Raw genomic sequence first — 14,764 nt, 5'->3', positions numbered from 1 at the left:
CGCCTCACATCCGGAAGACGCCGAAGCCGCCACGCGCGCCCTCCACCGGCGCGTTGTGGAGGGCCGACAGACACAGGCCGAGCACGGTGCGGGTGTCGCGCGGGTCGATGACCCCGTCGTCGTACAGCCGCCCGGACAGGAACATCGGCAGGGACTCGGACTCGATCTGCTGCTCGACCATGGAGCGCAGCGCCGCGTCCGCCTCGGCGGCCTTGTCGTCGTACGGCTGCCCCTTCGCCGCCGCCGAGGCGCGGGCCACGATCGACAGCACGCCCGCGAGCTGCTGCGGTCCCATCACGGCAGACTTGGCGCTGGGCCAGGCAAAGAGGAAGCGCGGGTCGTACGCCCGGCCGCACATGCCGTAGTGCCCGGCGCCGTACGACGCTCCCATCAGGACCGACAGGTGCGGCACCTTGGAGTTGGACACCGCATTGATCATCATCGCGCCGTGCTTGATGATGCCGCCCTGCTCATACTCCTTGCCCACCATGTAGCCGGTGGTGTTGTGCAGGAACAGCAGCGGGATGTCACGCTGGTTCGCCAACTGGATGAACTGAGCGGCCTTCTGGGACTCGGCGGAGAAGAGCACTCCCTGCGCGTTGGCGAGGATTCCCACGGGGTAGCCGTGCAGCCGCGCCCATCCGGTCGCCAGGCTCGTCCCGTACAGCGGCTTGAACTCGTCGAAGTCGGAGCCGTCGACGATCCGTGCGATGACCTCACGGGGGTCGAAGGGAGTCTTCAGATCGCCGGGGACGATCCCGAGGAGTTCCTCCTCGTCGTACTTGGGCGGCTCGGCGGCCCCGGGATCGGCATGTGCCTTACGCCAGTTGAGGCGGGCGACGACGCGCCGCGCCTGTCGCAGGGCGTCCTCCTCGTCGAGGGCGAAGTAGTCGGCGAGACCGGAGGTGCGGGCATGCATCTCGGCCCCGCCGAGCGATTCGTCGTCGCTCTCCTCACCCGTGGCCATCTTCACCAGCGGCGGTCCGCCCAGGAAGACCTTCGAGCGCTCCTTGATCATGATGGTGTGGTCGGACATGCCTGGGACGTAGGCCCCGCCCGCCGTCGAGTTTCCGAAGACGACCGCGACGGTCGGGATGCCGGCCGCCGAGAGGCGCGTGAGGTCGCGGAAGATCGCGCCACCGGGGATGAAGATCTCCTTCTGGGAGGGGAGATCGGCACCGCCGGACTCGACCAGGCTGATACAGGGCAGCCGGTTGGCGTACGCGATTTCATTGGCGCGCAGCGCCTTCTTCAGCGTCCATGGGTTGCTGGCGCCACCGCGCACGGTCGGGTCGTTGGCGGTGATCAGACATTCCACGCCCTCGACGGTGCCGATGCCCGTGACCATCGAGGCGCCGACCGGGTAGTCACTGCCCCAGGCGGCGAGCGGCGACAGCTCCAGGAACGGGGTGTCGGGGTCGAGCAGCAGCTCGATGCGCTCGCGGGCGAGCAGCTTGCCGCGTCCGTGGTGCCTGGCGGTGTACTTCTCACCTCCCCCGGCGAGGGCCTTGGCGTGCTCGGCGGTGAGGTCGGCGAGCTTGGCGAGCATCGCCTCGCGATGAGCGGTGTACTCGGGGCTCTGCGGATCGACGGCCGTGGCGAGGACGGTCACAGCGCCCCCTCGGACGCGGGCCGCGGGTCCTGGCGACTGAGGGTGCGCCTGCCGGTGCAGGTGTCCGTGCAGGTGTCCGTGCGGGTGTACGTGCGGGTGTCCGGGAGTCGTACGCCGGCCTGTCGTCCGTGTCGATGTCGCACCGTGCGTCCCTTCCTGTGCTGTCGATTGCCGCGCGCCGCGCGCCGCGGTCGGGCCACGCGGCCGGTCACGACCGGTCCACCCGGCCACGGTCCGTCGTGTGGCCGTCCGCCGTGCGGCGAACCGCCGTGGGACCATCCGCCGTGGGACCGTCCGCCGTGTGGCCGTCCTCCGGCCGGCCGTCCAGCAGGCTTTCCGGTACGTCGATGTGGCGGGCCCGCAGCCACTCCCCCAGGCCCTTCGCCTGCGGGTCGAACCGGTGCTGCGCCGCGACCCCCTCGCCGAGCAGACCGTCCACGACGAAGTTGAGCGCCCGCAGATTCGGAAGCACCTCTCGCGTGACGGCCAGCTCCCGCGTCTCCGGAAGCAGTTGCCGGAACCGTTCGGTGGTCAGCGTGTGGGCGAGCCAGCGCCACGCGCTGTCGGTGCGCGCCCACACGCCGACGTTCGCACTGCCGCCCTTGTCGCCACTGCGCGCCCCGGCGACCCGCCCGAGCGGCACCCGCCGCACCGGTTCCGGCGGCAGCGGCTCGGGCAACGGCGGCGGCGGGACGGGCTCCAGTACGCGCGTATGGGTGGCAGCCGGCACCTCCACCCGCTGTCCGTCCGGGAGCACGGCGGTGTGCGGGACCTCCGACGCGGCCACGTACGCCGCCTCGAACACCCCGTACGGGGCGCCCTTCCCGGGCGGCGCCGTTACGTGGAAGCCGGGATAGCTGCCCAGCGCCAGTTCGACGGCGGCCCCGCTCAGCGCGCGCCCGACCGCGTCGGGGTCGCTGTCGCGCACCACCAGCCGCAGCAGCGCGCTCGACGTCTCCTCCGTCTCGGCGTCGGGCCGGTCCGTGCGGGCGAGCTCCCAGCGGACCTCCGCCGGGGGCCTCTTCCCGCGCCCGAGTGCGTCCTCCAGCTGACCGCGGACCAGTTCCGCCTTGGCCTCAATGTCCAGCCCGGTCAGGACGAACACGACCTCGTTGCGCCAGCCGCCGATCCGGGTCAGCCCGGTCTTGAGGGTGGCCGGCGGCGCCTCGCCCCGCACCCCGCTGATCCTCACCCGGTCGGGCCCGGCCGGGTCCAGCCTTACGGAGTCGAGGCGCGCCGTGACATCCGGCCCGGCGTACCTGGCCCCTCCGGTCTCGTAAAGCAGCTGCGCGGTGACCGTCCCGACGTCGACAACGCCGCCCGTCCCGTCATGCTTGGTGATGACCGAGGACCCGTCGGCGTGGATCTCGGCGACCGGGAAGCCGGGGCGGCGGATGTCGTGCCCCGCGAAGAAGGCGTAGTTGCCGCCGGTCGCCTGGGTTCCGCACTCCAGCACATGACCGGCGACGACGGCACCGGCCAGCCGGTCGAGATCCTCGGCGGTCTCCGCGCCCCAGCCGAAGTGGGCGGCGGCGGGCCCGGTGACCAGGGCCGCGTCCGTCACCCGCCCGGTCACGACCACATCGGCGCCAACCCGCAGGCACGCGGCGATCCCGGCTCCGCCGAGATACGCGTTGGCCGTCAGAACCCCATCCGGTACGGGCAGGCCGTCGCCCTCCACATGGGCGACGGCCACCTGTACGCCGACCCGGTCGGCCAGTTCCCGTACGGCGTCGGCAAGCCCTGCCGGGTTCAGGCCACCCGCGTTGGTGACGATCTTCACCCCGCGGTCGTGCGCGAGTCCGAGCCCTTCCTCGAGCTGGCTCAGGAACGTCTTGGCGTAGCCGAGGCGAGGGTCCTTCAGCCGGTCCCGGCCGAGGATGAGCATGGTCAGCTCGGCGAGGTAGTCCCCGGTGAGGACGTCCAGGGGGCCGCCGGTGAGCATCTCCCGCACGGCCTCGAACCGGTCACCGTAGAAGCCGGAGGCGTTCCCGATCCGCAGCACGTCCGGGCTCGCGCGGCCGGCTGTGTCCGCCTGCCGTGCCTCGCTGCCCCCGGCGGTCACTCGTCGCCCTTGGGCGCGCGGCCCGGGCCGGCAGGGCCGGCGAAGGCCTGGGCGATGTCCAGCCAGTGGTCCGCGTCCAGGCCCTTCGCCTCCACGGCCACGTCGTCGCGGTGCGCCCGCTGGGTCACCAGCAGGCAGAAGTCCAGCGCGCTCCCCGCCACCCGCTGCGCGGCGTCCTGGGGCCCGTACGTCCAGAGCTCTCCGCCCGGTCCGGTGAGCTCCACCCGGAACTCCTCGGCGGGTGGCACCTCACCTCGTACGAAATACGTGTAGTCGCGCGCCCGCACGCCGATCCGCGCAACATGCCGGAGTCGGCCGGTGGGTGTGCGGCGCACACCCAGCGCGTCCGCAACATCCTGACCGTGAGCCCAGGTCTCCATGAGCCGCCCGGTCGCCATGGAGGCGGTGCTCATAGGCGGCCCGTACCAGGGGAACCGGGCACCCGGCGGGGCGGCGCGCAGCGCGCGCTGCAGCTCCTCGCGGCCGGCCCGCCAGCGGCTCAGCAGTTCGGCGGGCGGCAGTGCGGCCCCCTCGGCAGCGCCCTCGTCGACGAACTGGTCGGGGGCAGCGACCGCCTTCTCGACCATGCCCGCGAACCCGTCGGCATCGGTGACGGCGAGCAGCGAGGCCGTGTCCGTCCAGGCGAGGTGGGCGATCTGATGGGCGACGGTCCAGCCCGTGGCCGGCGTGTCCCGGGCCCAGTCGCCGGGACTCAACCCCCTTACGAGAAAGTCGAGTTCATCCCCTTCGCTGCGCAGATCGTCGAGCACGGCGGACGGATCGGACACGGTGCGCTCCCCTCGGGGTACCACGGCGTGGACCGAAGCGTGGCAGCGCGAGGAGAAACAAGCAAGCGTGCTTGCATTATTCGTTGAGGAGGGTTTCCGGCGCGAGCTTCCTCGTCTGCGACCGGACTGCGCCGATGCTGGCCGCGATGACCAGCGCGATGGCCAACGCGTCGGTCAGGGCGAGCGCTTGGTGCAGCACCAGGAATCCGGCGGTCGCCGCGATGGCCGGTTCCAGGCTCATCATGACGGCGAAGGTGGAGGCCGGCAGCCGGCGCAGCGCGAGCAGTTCCAGCGTGTACGGAAGCACGGACGACAGCACCGCGACCGCGACTCCGAGCGCGAGCGTGCCAGGCACCAGCAGCTTGCCGCCCGCCTCCGCGATGCCCAGCGGCAGGCTGAGCACTGCCGCGACGGCCATCGCCAGCGCGAGCCCGTCGGCCTGCGGGAAGCGCCGGCCGGTCCTGGCGCTGAACACTATGTAGGCCGCCCACATGGCTCCGGCCCCCAGGGCGAATGCCACACCTACCGGGTCCAGGCCGCCGAAGCCGCCCCCGCCGAGCAGGGCCACACCAACGAGCGCCAGGCCCGCCCAGAGGAGGTTCACCAGCCGCCTCGACACGATCACCGACAGGACGAGCGGCCCGAGCACCTCGAGGGTGACGGCCGCGCCCAGCGGAATCCGGTCGACGGCCTGGTAGAAGAGGCCGTTCATACCGGCCATCGCGACACCGAAAGCACACACGGTGCCCCAGTCGGACCGGGAGTGCCCCCGCAGTCTCGGCCGGCACACGACGAGCAGCACCAGCGCGGCGGCGGCGAGCCGCAGAGCCACCACCCCGGCCGCCCCGGCACGGGGCATGAGCAGCACCGCGATGGCCGCGCCGAACTGTACGGACACCCCGGCCGCGACCACCAGCGCCACCGGACCGAGCCGCGTCGCACGCGAGGCGGCAGGGCCGCCGGACGCCGGGCGAACGGGGCTGGTGGGAGCGATGGGGGAGGCGGGAGAGGTGGGCTTGCTCATCCCTCCACAGTAAGGGCTCCAGGCGGCCGCTCTCCCTTACGAAATGTCCAACTCCCGTCGCTGCCCGTCGCACCCCCGGCTCCGTCTCACGCCTGGCGCTCCGCGGGCAGGCCCTCCGCCAGGCCCTCCGCCAGGACTTCCGCCAGGTGTCTGGCCCGGCGGTTCGCCAGCTGGTCCAGTTGCGTGCGGCAGGAGAAACCGTCCGCCAGGACCTCCACCTCCTCGTCCGCACCCCGTACGGCCGGCAGCAGTTGTTCCTCGGCGCAGGCCACCGACACCTCGTAGTGGCCGCCGCCCCGCTCGAAGCCGAAGTTCCCGGCGAGCCCACAGCAGCCGCCGCTCAGCTCGCCCGTGAGCCCGGCCTTCGCGCGCAGCCTCCGCTCGGCCGCGTCGCCCAGCACGGCGTGCTGGTGGCAGTGGGTCTGGCCGGCCACCGCCCGGCCGATGACCGGCGGCCGCCATTCGGGCGCGTACTCCTCCAGTACCTGAGCGAAGGTCCGCACCCGGTCCGCCAGCCGCCCCGCCCGGGGGTCACCGGCGAGCAGCTCGGGCAGATCGGTGCGCAGAGCGGCCGCACAGCTCGGCTCCAGTACGACAACGGGGTCGCCCGACGCCAGGACCGGCTCCAGTGCATCGAGAGTGCGGCGCATGACCCTACGGGCCCGGTCCAGCTGCCCGGTCGAGACGTACGTCAGCCCGCAGCAGACCCGCCCCGTCGGCAGCTCGGCGTGCAGCCCCGCGTCTTCCAGCACCGCCACCGCCGCGTGGCCCACGCCAGGGCTCAGGTAGTTGGTGAACGTGTCCGGCCACAGCACCACCGAACGCGCCTCCCCCGCAGGCCGTCCCCTCCCAGCCGCGCGGCGCCACCACCCACGGGTGAACGGCACCCGCGCCAGCTCGGGAATCCGCCGCTCCGGCGCGAGCCCGCCCACCCGCTTCGCGAGTGCGGCCAGCGGGCCCACCCGCCCCGCCGCGTTCAGCAGGCCCGCCAGCCGCAGCGCGGAGGCCGCCCTCAGCCACTGCGGCAGCCGGCCCATCGAGTAGTGCGCGGCGGGCCGCAGCCGGCCTGCGTAGTGGTGATGCAGGAACTCCGCCTTGTACGTGGCCATGTCCACGCCCACCGGGCAGTCACTGCGGCACCCCTTGCAGGACAGGCACAGATCCAGCGCGTCCCGCACCTCCGCCGAGCGCCAGCCGTCCGTCACCACCTCGCCCGCGAGCATCTCGTGGAGCAGCCGGGCGCGCCCGCGGGTGGAATGCCGCTCCTCTCCCGTCGCCCGGAAGGACGGGCACATCACCCCGGCGTCGGCCGGCGAAGTCGTCCGGCACTTGGCGACGCCCACGCAGCGCCGCACCGCCGCCCTGAAGTCGCCACCGTCGTCCGGATAGCCGAACTCGACGTCCACCGGCCGCTTCGGCAGCACCTCGAAGCGCAGGTTCTCGTCCAGCCGCGCGGGCCGCGCGAGCATCCCCGGATTCATGCCGCCCGCCGGGTCCCACACGTCCTTGAACTGCTCGAAGAGACGGACGACGTCGTCGCCGTACATCTTGGGCAGCAGTTCGGCACGCGCCTGTCCGTCGCCGTGCTCGCCCGACAACGACCCCCCGTGCGCCCCGACCAGCTCCGCCACCTCCTCCGAGAACCGGCGGAAGCGGCCCACGCCCGCCTCGCTCAGGAGATCGAAGTCGATCCGCACATGGATACAGCCGTCGCCGAAGTGCCCGTAAGGCGTGCCGCGAAGACCATGGGCCGCGAGCAGGCCCCGGAACTCCCGCAGGTAGGCGCCGAGGCGGGCCGGCGGTACGGCGCAGTCCTCCCACCCCGGCCAGGCCTCGCTGCCGTCGGTCATCCGGGTCGCGGTGCCGGCCGCGTCCTCCCGTACGCGCCACAGCAACCGCTGGGCCGCCGTGTCGGTGACCACCGTTCCCTCCAGCGCGTCGGCCGCGCGCACCACTTCCCCGGCGCGCGCCCGGGCCTCGGCCTCGGTCCCGCCGCCCGTCTCCACGAACAGCCAGGCGCCCCCGCGCGGCAGCCCGCCCGGGTCCGGCACCAGGTCCTGGGCCATGCCCTCCACGGTCAGCGGTCCGTAGGGAAGCAGCCCGGCGGCCGCGTCCGCCGCCGCGCTCTCGTCGGCGTACCCGAGCACGGCGAGTGCCCGCGCGCGCGGCGCTTCCACCAGGCGTACGACCGCCTCGTTCACCACACCCAGAGTGCCTTCACTGCCGCAGAACGCGCGGGCCAGTTCAACCCCCCGTTCCGGCAGCAGCGCGTCCAGCGCGTAGCCGGAGATCCGGCGCGGCAGCCCGGACGGAAAGCCGGTCCGCAGCAGCGCCAGATTGGCGTCCACCAGCTCCCTGAGTCCCCCGGGCGCCCCGGCCCACCCCTGCCCGAGCCGCAGTGAGCCGCCGCCGTACGTGACGACGGAAAGCTCGCGGACATTGTCGGCGGTCGTCCCCCAGGCCACGGAGTGCGAGCCGCACGAGTTGTTGGCGATCATCCCGCCGAGCGTGCAGCGGCCGTGGGTGGACGGATCGGGCCCGAAGGTCAGCCCGTACGGGCGTACCGCGTCCTGCAGCACGTCCAGCACCACTCCCGGTTGGACCACCGCCGTGCGCGCCGCCGGATCCACCGACACGACGGACCGCATATGGCGGGTGAAATCGAGGACGACACCCGTCCCCGTGGCCTGCCCGGCGATGCTGGTCCCGCCGCCGCGCGGCACCACCGGCACCCCGGCCTCCCGGCACACCCGCAGCGCCTGCGCCACGTCCTCCGCGTCCTGCGGCGCGACCACTCCGAGCGGTACGCGCCGGTAGTTGGAGGCGTCCATGGTCACGAGGGCCCGCGCGCCGGTCCCGAAGTCCACCTCGCCCCGCACCACCGCCCGCAGGCCTGCCGCCAGTCCCCGCACGTCCGCCGTAGTCACCATGGGCCCAGCCTGCCCACTTCCGGGCCGGGACTGCCAGGCGCCGGTGGAGCTCCCGCGTCCCAGACATCTGCGTCTCACCGGGTGGACGCGCGACTGAAGGCCGGGCAGGGACGGACTAGGCTGCGAACGTGGCTGAGATCCAGATTCCCGCTGACATCAAGCCCGCCGACGGCCGTTTCGGCGCGGGCCCCTCCAAGGTGCGTACGGAGGCGCTGGACGCCCTGGCCGCCACCGGCTCCTCCCTTCTCGGTACCTCTCACCGCCAGGCCCCGGTCAAGAACCTGGTCGGCAAGGTGCGCGAGGGCGTACGCGACCTCTTCTCCCTCCCCGAGGGTTACGAAGTGATCCTGGGCAACGGCGGCTCCACCGCCTTCTGGGACATCGCGACCCACGGGCTCATCGAGCAGAAGTCGCAGCACCTCACCTTCGGTGAGTTCTCCTCCAAGTTCGCCAAGGCCGCGAAGCTCGCGCCCTGGCTCTCCGAGCCGACCGTGATCTCGTCCGACCCGGGCACGCACCCGGACCCGCAGGCCGAGGCCGGTGTGGACGTCTACGCCTACACCCACAACGAGACCTCGACGGGCGTCGCGGCCCCGGTCGAGCGGGTACAGGGCGCCGACGCCGGCTCACTCGTCCTGGTGGACGCGACCTCGGGCGCAGGCGGCCTGCCGGTCGACATCACCGAGTCGGACGTCTACTACTTCGCCCCTCAGAAGTCGTTCGCTGCGGACGGCGGCCTCTGGCTCGCGGCCTTCTCGCCGGCGGCTCTGGAGCGCGCGGCCCGGATCCATGCGTCCGGCCGGCACATCCCGGAGTTCTTCTCGCTGCCGACGGCGATCGACAACTCCCTGAAGAACCAGACGTACAACACCCCGGCGCTGGCCACCCTCTTCCTGCTCAACGAGCAGCTGGAGTGGATCAACAGCCAGGGCGGCCTGGACTGGGCGGTTCGCCGCACGGCGACCTCCTCGCGCACGCTGTACGGCTGGGCGGAGGAGTCGAAGTACGCGACCCCGTTCGTGACGGACCCGGCCAAGCGCTCGCAGGTCATCGGCACGATCGACTTCGCGGACGAGATCGACGCTTCGGCGGTGGCGAAGGTGCTGCGCGCGAACGGAATCGTGGACACGGACCCGTACCGCAAGCTGGGCCGCAACCAGTTGCGCGTCGCGATGTTCCCGGCGGTAGAGCCGGCGGACGTCGAGGCGCTCACGGCGTGCATCGACCACGTGATCGAGAAGCTGTAACCAGGCGTACGTAAACGAGAACGGGCCTCCGGCGATCACCGCCGGGGGCCCGCGCCGTTCGGCCGCCTGTCCGTTCGCCGGATGCGGCGGGATGCGGCCGCTCGGCCGGGGCTGTGCCGCGTACAGCCGAGCCCCGCGCAGCGAGCACGTACATCCGCGCACTGACGGCGGCCGGGGCGTCAGCCTCTTCGGAACAGCCGCTTCAGCCCGAATACGAGCGCCGTCGCGACCCCGAGGACGATCGCGCCGACCGTGAAGCTTCCGCTGCTCCCGTCACCCGCGGCGCCGCCGCCTCCGCTTCCGCCCGCCGACGACGAACCGCCGTCCCTCGAGGGCGGATTGTCACCGTTCGCCCCAGCCCCCGGCACCGCGACCCGCACCACCCGGCTGTTCGCCCCCTCTGAGCCGAACATCAGGGCCGCGCCGTCCGCCGTGTACGAGACCGACTCCGACTGACCCTGCAGCGGCGCGTCCACCCGCTCGCCTCCGTCGAGCGAGCCGTCGCCCTGCCACGCGTACACCCGGGCACTGAAGTAACTCCGCAGCACGAGACGCTTTCCGTCCGGGGAGAAGGCCCCGTCGGTCACCCACGGCACATCCGCGACCCGCCGGAAGGTGTTGGACCCGGAGGCGGTGAGCTCGGCGGGCCCCTCGTACAGCCCGCCGGTCTCCTCGTTCTTGCTGGCGATGTAGACCCGGCCGGTCTTCGGATGGACCATCAGGGCCTCGGCGTTACGTGCCCCGTCGGCGTACCGGACGGTGAACTGGGTCGCCCGCACCGTGGCGTCGCCCAACTTCTGCGGCTCGGGGAAGCGGTAGATCCACACATGGTCCCAGGACCCATCGAGGTTGTCCCCTATGTCGCCGACATACACATGGCCGTCCGGGCCCACCGAGATTCCCTCGACGTCGCGCGGCGTGCCCACGCCCGTCATGGTGATCCTCGCGACCGTCTGCCCGGTCTTGGAGTCGACGGCGTACACGTACGGACCGTCCTCGCTGTCGTTGTGCGTCCAGTAGACGCCGGGATGGGCACGGCTGGCGGCCAGGCCGCTGGACTCCGTGATCCGCGGATCCTCGATCGTGAAGGAGTCGTCGGCCACGGCCGGACCGGCCGTCATGACCACGACGGCCAGCGCGGCACCAGCACCTGACACACCAAGAAGCGAACGCATGCCCCAAGCCTGCCACCCCGTCCGCGTGTTCAGCGTCACAGCGCGGGCCGTACGGCCGATCGGCGATGATGACCTGATGCGTTTCATGTTCGTCGGCGACTCCATGACCATCGGACGCGCCGGCGACTACTCCTGGCGCTACCGGATGTGGCAGCACCTGTGCGCGTCCTTCGGCGGCCCGTTCGAGATCGTCGGACCGCGCACCGCGATGTACGACACCTTCGCCGACGCCCCCGTGTCACACGAGTACGCCGATCCCGGCTTCCCCGTGGAAGCCCGCAGGCACCTGGCCGGCTGGGGTGAGGGCTGGCAGCACATGGCCCCGGTCGTCGGCGGGACAGTGGGGGCACACAAGGCGGACATCCTTCTCGTCTCCCTCGGCCTGATCGACCTCGGCTTCTACACGGACAGCACGGAAACGGCTGCCAACACCCGCCGTTTCATCACCGCGGCCCGCGAAGCGAACCCGCACATCCGCGCCGTACTCCTGCCCGTGATACCGAACATACGGGCCGCGTCCGACGCGCCCTTCGCCGCCGAGTGCGACCGCTTCAACGTGCTGCTCGCGAAGGCGGTCGCGGACCTCGACAGCCCCTCCTCGCCGTTGCTCCTGGCCTCGCGCCCGGAGGCGTACGACATCCACCGCGACACCTACGACGGCACCCACCCGAACGCATCTGGCGAGCACCGCCTCGCGGGCGCCTTCGCCGACGCGCTGCACCAGGCGTGGGGCCTGGGCGGGCCGTACAAGCGCGCCGTCTCCTAAGCCCTGTCCGGTGCCAAGGCCTGTCCGGTGCCCAAGCCCTGTCCGGGCCTACGCCTTGTCCGGACCCGGGCCCCCGCGGGGCGCTCTTGCCTGGAGCGGGCTCCAAGGCGTTGGCTTGACCCTCATGAAGTACACGCAGCTTACGAAGGGACGACGGCCACCGTACGTACAGCTACCTGCTCACCAGGCGAAGGCTTCCGGGGACGGTCCCGGACCGGGGAAGATCCCGTCCAGGGCCGTCAGCAGCTCGTCACTCAGCTCCAGCTCCAGGGCGCGCAGGGCGCTCTCCAGCTGTTCGGCCGTGCGCGGCCCGACGATCGGGCCGGTGACACCGGGACGGGTCAGAAGCCAGGCCAGCGCGGTCTCGCCGGGTTCCAGTCCGTGCTTGTCGAGCAGGTCCTCGTACGCCTGTACCTGCGCCCGTACGGAGGTGTTGGCCAGCGCGTCCGCGGACCGGCCGGAGGCGCGGCGCCCACCCTCGACCTCCTTCTTGATCACACCGCCCAGCAGGCCGCCGTGCAGCGGGGACCAGGGGATCACCCCGAGTCCGTACTCCTGGGCGGCCGGGATGACCTCCATCTCCGCACGCCGCTCGGCGAGGTTGTACAGGCACTGCTCGCTGACCAGGCCGACGCTGCCCCGTCGCGCGGCGGTCTCGTTCGCCTGGGCGATCTTGTACCCGGGGAAGTTCGATGACCCCGCGTACAGCACCTTCCCCTGCTGGATCAGTACGTCGACCGCCTGCCAGATCTCCTCGAAGGGGGTCCGGCGGTCGATGTGGTGGAACTGGTAGACGTCGATGTAGTCGGTCTGGAGTCGCTTCAGGCTCGCCTCGACGGCCCGCCGGACGTTCAGCGCCGACAGACGGTCGTGGTTGGGCCACGGGTCTCCGTCGCCGGCCATGTTCCCGTACACCTTCGTGGCCAGAACCGTTTTGTCCCGCCGACCGCCGCCTTGGGCGAACCAGGTACCGATGATCTCCTCGGTACGGCCCTTGTTCTCACCCCACCCATAGACATTGGCCGTGTCTACGAAGTTCAGACCAGCGTCGAGCGCGGCATCCAGGATGCTGTGGCTGGTGGGTTCGTCTGTCTGAGGACCGAAGTTCATCGTGCCGAGAACGAGTCGGCTGACCTTGAGTCCCGTGCGTCCGAGCTGCGTGTACTTCATGAGCCCCAAGCCAACTGCTTCGAGTCCACTCCAGGCAAGAGCACCCCGCGTACCCACCGATTTATGCGACAACGCGCATAGTCGCGTCTCTGCATAGACGTCCGAACCCACGGCTCCGTACGGTCTTCCTGTCTGGCCCTGATGAGGGCCACGAACCGGGGGGTTCACATGGCTCGTGAGGAACTGACCCGACTCACCGGCAACGGAAACGGCGAGTGCGGACAGGGCGACAGCCCGAACGTGTACCGCACCGCGTCCGGCTCCTTCGTCGTGCAGGGCGACCTGGCCGACGCCTTCACACCGCCCTCCGGCGAGGGGCTCGTGGAGATTCCCGAGAACGTCCTGAGGGAGGCTGTACGTGCTCGTGGACGGTGACGAGTGGCAGGCCAAGTTCCGGGACTTCAATGCCGAGGCATGGCGGCTCGAGGCCCTTCCCCAGTACCTCGTACCGCAGGAAGCGGAGGAATTCACAGCGTTCAAGAACGGCGCCCGCTTCCCCGGCCCTTATGAGGACTCCTGGACGGCGCTGATCCGCAAGCACGTCTCGTCCGGTGGCGGCATCGGGCGCGTGCACATCCTGACCCGGCCACTCTCGGCAGGGCAAGATCCTCTACGCCGGTTCGTCGAACTTCCCCGGCTACAAGATCGCCCAGGCCAATGAAACGGCCGCCCGGCGCGGCTCGCTCGGGCTCGTCAGCGAGCAGTGCCTCTACAACCTCGCGGAGCGCCGCGCGGAGATGGAGGTCATCCCCGCCGCACAGGAGTACGGCCTCGGGGTCATCCCGTGGTCGCCGCTGCACGGCGGACTGCTGGGCGGAGTGATCCGCAAGGAGAGCGAGGGCGGCGCGGCCCGCTCGACGTCCGGCCGCTCGGCGGACGCGCTGGCGAACACGACCGTACGCGCGCAGATCCAGTCGTACGAGGACCTGCTCGACAAGCACGGCCTGCAGCCGGGCGAGGTGGCCCTGGCGTGGCTGCTCACGCGCCCGGGCGTGACGGGCCCGATCACCGGCCCGCGCACGACGGACCAGCTGGCGTCGGCGCTTCGACGCGGCCGAGCTGGAGCTGTCGGACGAGGTGCTGTCGTCCCTGGACGAGATCTTCCCGGGCTCCGGACCGTCCCCGGAGGCGTTCGCCTGGTGACCGCCGGGCGTGGCCGCGGCGGGGAGGACATCCCTACCCGACCGCGGCCGCCACTGCGATGACGGCGAACATCAGCACGAGCACACCGGCCATGATCCGGTTCCTGGTCTTGGGGTCCATCCCTTGAGAGTAACCGCCCGTGACGGCGGTCAGGACCGGAGTGACGGCCGTCACTGGGCAGTTGAGCTCAACCGCCCAGCGGCCATGCCTCCAGCACCTCGTACCGCGGCTGCTCGCCCGGCACTCCGCTCTTCGGCAGGTTGCTGCGTACGAGACAGAGTTCGGCGACCTCCCACGGCGTCCCCTCCAAGGGACGCAGCGCTTCGGCGAACGGCCGCAGGTCGGCGTCCGTCCGGCTGCGCGCGAGGGTGAGGTGCGGCGTGTAGCGCCGGTGCCCTTCCATCGGTACGCCGGACCGGCGGGCAGCCGCGTCCGCCCGTTCCGCGAGGAGCCGCATGGCGTCGATCCCGCCCGCCGCCCCGGCCCACAGGGCGCGGCCTCCGAACCGGCCGCCGCCGTGGATGCGCAGGGGGAAGGGGTCGGTGCGATGAGCCGCCCGCCCGAGCCGTTCGCGCAGTTCGGGCAGCAGCCGGTCTTCGACCTCGCCCATGAAGGCGAGCGTGAAGTGCCAGCCGTCGCACCCGGTCCAGCGCAACCCGTCCGCGCCCGGCAGGGCGTGCAACCGGTCGACGGCGGCGGCGATTTCGTCCACCGCCCGGTCCGGCGGCAGCACAGCAGCGAAGAGTCTCATGGCGCGAGTATGCGGGAGACCGCGCCAGGAGGGACAAGGCGTCGGGCCGCCCGCCACCCCACGAGGGGCGACAGACCCGACGGCGAAGCCCCG

The 14,764-nt window shown here is 71.7% G+C and carries 13 protein-coding genes and 1 pseudogene; 5 read left to right on the top strand and 9 right to left on the bottom strand.

Annotation, left to right across the window (positions count from 1 at the left end; genetic code table 11):
* Positions 1-4 precede the first annotated feature (4 nt).
* The 5 genes from AB0M62_RS00955 to AB0M62_RS00935 all read right to left on the bottom strand — a co-directional run bounded on the left by AB0M62_RS00955 (position 5) and on the right by AB0M62_RS00935 (position 8,419).
* Positions 5-1,612, bottom strand: coding sequence for a carboxyl transferase domain-containing protein (locus AB0M62_RS00955; RefSeq protein WP_366071917.1), 1,608 nt, complete (start codon positions 1,610-1,612; stop codon positions 5-7).
* Between the two features lie 208 nt (positions 1,613-1,820).
* On the bottom strand, positions 1,821-3,617 hold the full coding sequence (locus AB0M62_RS00950) for an acyclic terpene utilization AtuA family protein (RefSeq protein WP_366072231.1): 1,797 nt from the start codon (positions 3,615-3,617) through the stop codon (positions 1,821-1,823).
* A 56-nt stretch (positions 3,618-3,673) separates the two neighbouring features.
* The gene (locus AB0M62_RS00945) at positions 3,674-4,465 is read right to left on the bottom strand and encodes a TIGR03084 family metal-binding protein (protein ID WP_366071916.1); all 792 of its coding nucleotides are present in this window, start codon (positions 4,463-4,465) and stop codon (positions 3,674-3,676) included.
* Between the two features lie 76 nt (positions 4,466-4,541).
* Complete coding sequence (locus AB0M62_RS00940) at positions 4,542-5,489, bottom strand: EamA family transporter (RefSeq protein ID WP_366071915.1); 948 nt, start codon at positions 5,487-5,489, stop codon at positions 4,542-4,544.
* An 86-nt stretch (positions 5,490-5,575) separates the two neighbouring features.
* On the bottom strand, positions 5,576-8,419 hold the full coding sequence (locus AB0M62_RS00935; protein ID WP_366071914.1) for an FAD-binding and (Fe-S)-binding domain-containing protein: 2,844 nt from the start codon (positions 8,417-8,419) through the stop codon (positions 5,576-5,578).
* A gap of 128 nt (positions 8,420-8,547) precedes the next feature.
* Here AB0M62_RS00935 and serC point away from each other — a divergent pair, with 128 nt between their 5' ends.
* The gene (gene serC, locus AB0M62_RS00930) at positions 8,548-9,666 is read left to right on the top strand and encodes a phosphoserine transaminase (RefSeq protein ID WP_366071913.1); all 1,119 of its coding nucleotides are present in this window, start codon (positions 8,548-8,550) and stop codon (positions 9,664-9,666) included.
* A gap of 179 nt (positions 9,667-9,845) precedes the next feature.
* On the opposite strand, the gene AB0M62_RS00925 is transcribed toward serC, so the two are convergent.
* On the bottom strand, positions 9,846-10,841 hold the full coding sequence (locus AB0M62_RS00925) for a WD40 repeat domain-containing protein (RefSeq protein WP_366071912.1): 996 nt from the start codon (positions 10,839-10,841) through the stop codon (positions 9,846-9,848).
* A gap of 76 nt (positions 10,842-10,917) precedes the next feature.
* Here AB0M62_RS00925 and AB0M62_RS00920 point away from each other — a divergent pair, with 76 nt between their 5' ends.
* Positions 10,918-11,607 (top strand): GDSL-type esterase/lipase family protein, encoded by a 690-nt coding sequence (locus tag AB0M62_RS00920; protein ID WP_366072230.1) that lies wholly within the window; start codon positions 10,918-10,920, stop codon positions 11,605-11,607.
* Positions 11,608-11,787: 180 nt separating this feature from the next.
* Here the strand turns inward: AB0M62_RS00920 and AB0M62_RS00915 are convergent, their stop codons facing one another.
* Positions 11,788-12,777: an aldo/keto reductase gene (locus tag AB0M62_RS00915; protein WP_366071911.1), complete on the bottom strand. Its 990-nt coding sequence runs from the start codon at positions 12,775-12,777 to the stop codon at positions 11,788-11,790.
* 168 nt (positions 12,778-12,945) lie between these two features.
* Here AB0M62_RS00915 and AB0M62_RS00910 point away from each other — a divergent pair, with 168 nt between their 5' ends.
* The 3 genes and pseudogenes from AB0M62_RS00910 to AB0M62_RS00900 form a co-directional block, all read left to right on the top strand.
* Positions 12,946-13,152, top strand: a complete 207-nt coding sequence (locus AB0M62_RS00910; RefSeq protein ID WP_366071910.1) for a hypothetical protein — start codon at positions 12,946-12,948, stop codon at positions 13,150-13,152.
* The gene (locus AB0M62_RS00905; protein WP_366071909.1) at positions 13,136-13,438 is read left to right on the top strand and encodes a DUF6879 family protein; all 303 of its coding nucleotides are present in this window, start codon (positions 13,136-13,138) and stop codon (positions 13,436-13,438) included. The genes AB0M62_RS00910 and AB0M62_RS00905 overlap by 17 nt, the downstream gene beginning before the upstream one ends.
* A pseudogene (locus AB0M62_RS00900) lies at positions 13,371-13,920 on the top strand (aldo/keto reductase); the annotation flags it as partial. The gene AB0M62_RS00905 and the pseudogene AB0M62_RS00900, both read left to right, overlap by 68 nt.
* Before the next feature lie 33 nt (positions 13,921-13,953).
* Here AB0M62_RS00900 and AB0M62_RS00895 read toward each other — a convergent pair.
* On the bottom strand, positions 13,954-14,094 hold the full coding sequence (locus tag AB0M62_RS00895; RefSeq protein WP_366071908.1) for a hypothetical protein: 141 nt from the start codon (positions 14,092-14,094) through the stop codon (positions 13,954-13,956).
* Positions 14,095-14,107: 13 nt separating this feature from the next.
* Positions 14,108-14,671 (bottom strand): RNA 2',3'-cyclic phosphodiesterase, encoded by a 564-nt coding sequence (gene thpR, locus AB0M62_RS00890; protein ID WP_366071907.1) that lies wholly within the window; start codon positions 14,669-14,671, stop codon positions 14,108-14,110.
* Positions 14,672-14,764 lie beyond the last annotated feature (93 nt).

It is taken from the genome of Streptomyces sp. NPDC051219 (assembly GCF_040682335.1).
Classification (GTDB): Bacteria; Actinomycetota; Actinomycetes; order Streptomycetales; family Streptomycetaceae; genus Streptomyces.
Note: the sequence above shows the minus strand (reverse complement) of the source record. Positions and strands in the feature narration are given on the sequence as shown.

Bases quoted from the DNA above. Each gene is read 5' to 3' on its own strand.
- AB0M62_RS00940 (WP_366071915.1), bottom strand. From the start codon at position 5,489: ATGAGCAAGCCCACCTCTCCCGCCTCCCCCATCGCTCCCACCAGCCCC.
- AB0M62_RS00935 (WP_366071914.1), bottom strand. From the start codon at position 8,419: ATGGTGACTACGGCGGACGTGCGGGGACTGGCGGCAGGCCTGCGGGCG.
- AB0M62_RS00925 (WP_366071912.1), bottom strand. From the start codon at position 10,841: ATGCGTTCGCTTCTTGGTGTGTCAGGTGCTGGTGCCGCGCTGGCCGTC.
- AB0M62_RS00920 (WP_366072230.1), top strand. From the start codon at position 10,918: ATGCGTTTCATGTTCGTCGGCGACTCCATGACCATCGGACGCGCCGGC.
- AB0M62_RS00915 (WP_366071911.1), bottom strand. From the start codon at position 12,777: ATGAAGTACACGCAGCTCGGACGCACGGGACTCAAGGTCAGCCGACTC.
- AB0M62_RS00910 (WP_366071910.1), top strand. From the start codon at position 12,946: ATGGCTCGTGAGGAACTGACCCGACTCACCGGCAACGGAAACGGCGAG.
- thpR (WP_366071907.1), bottom strand. From the start codon at position 14,671: ATGAGACTCTTCGCTGCTGTGCTGCCGCCGGACCGGGCGGTGGACGAA.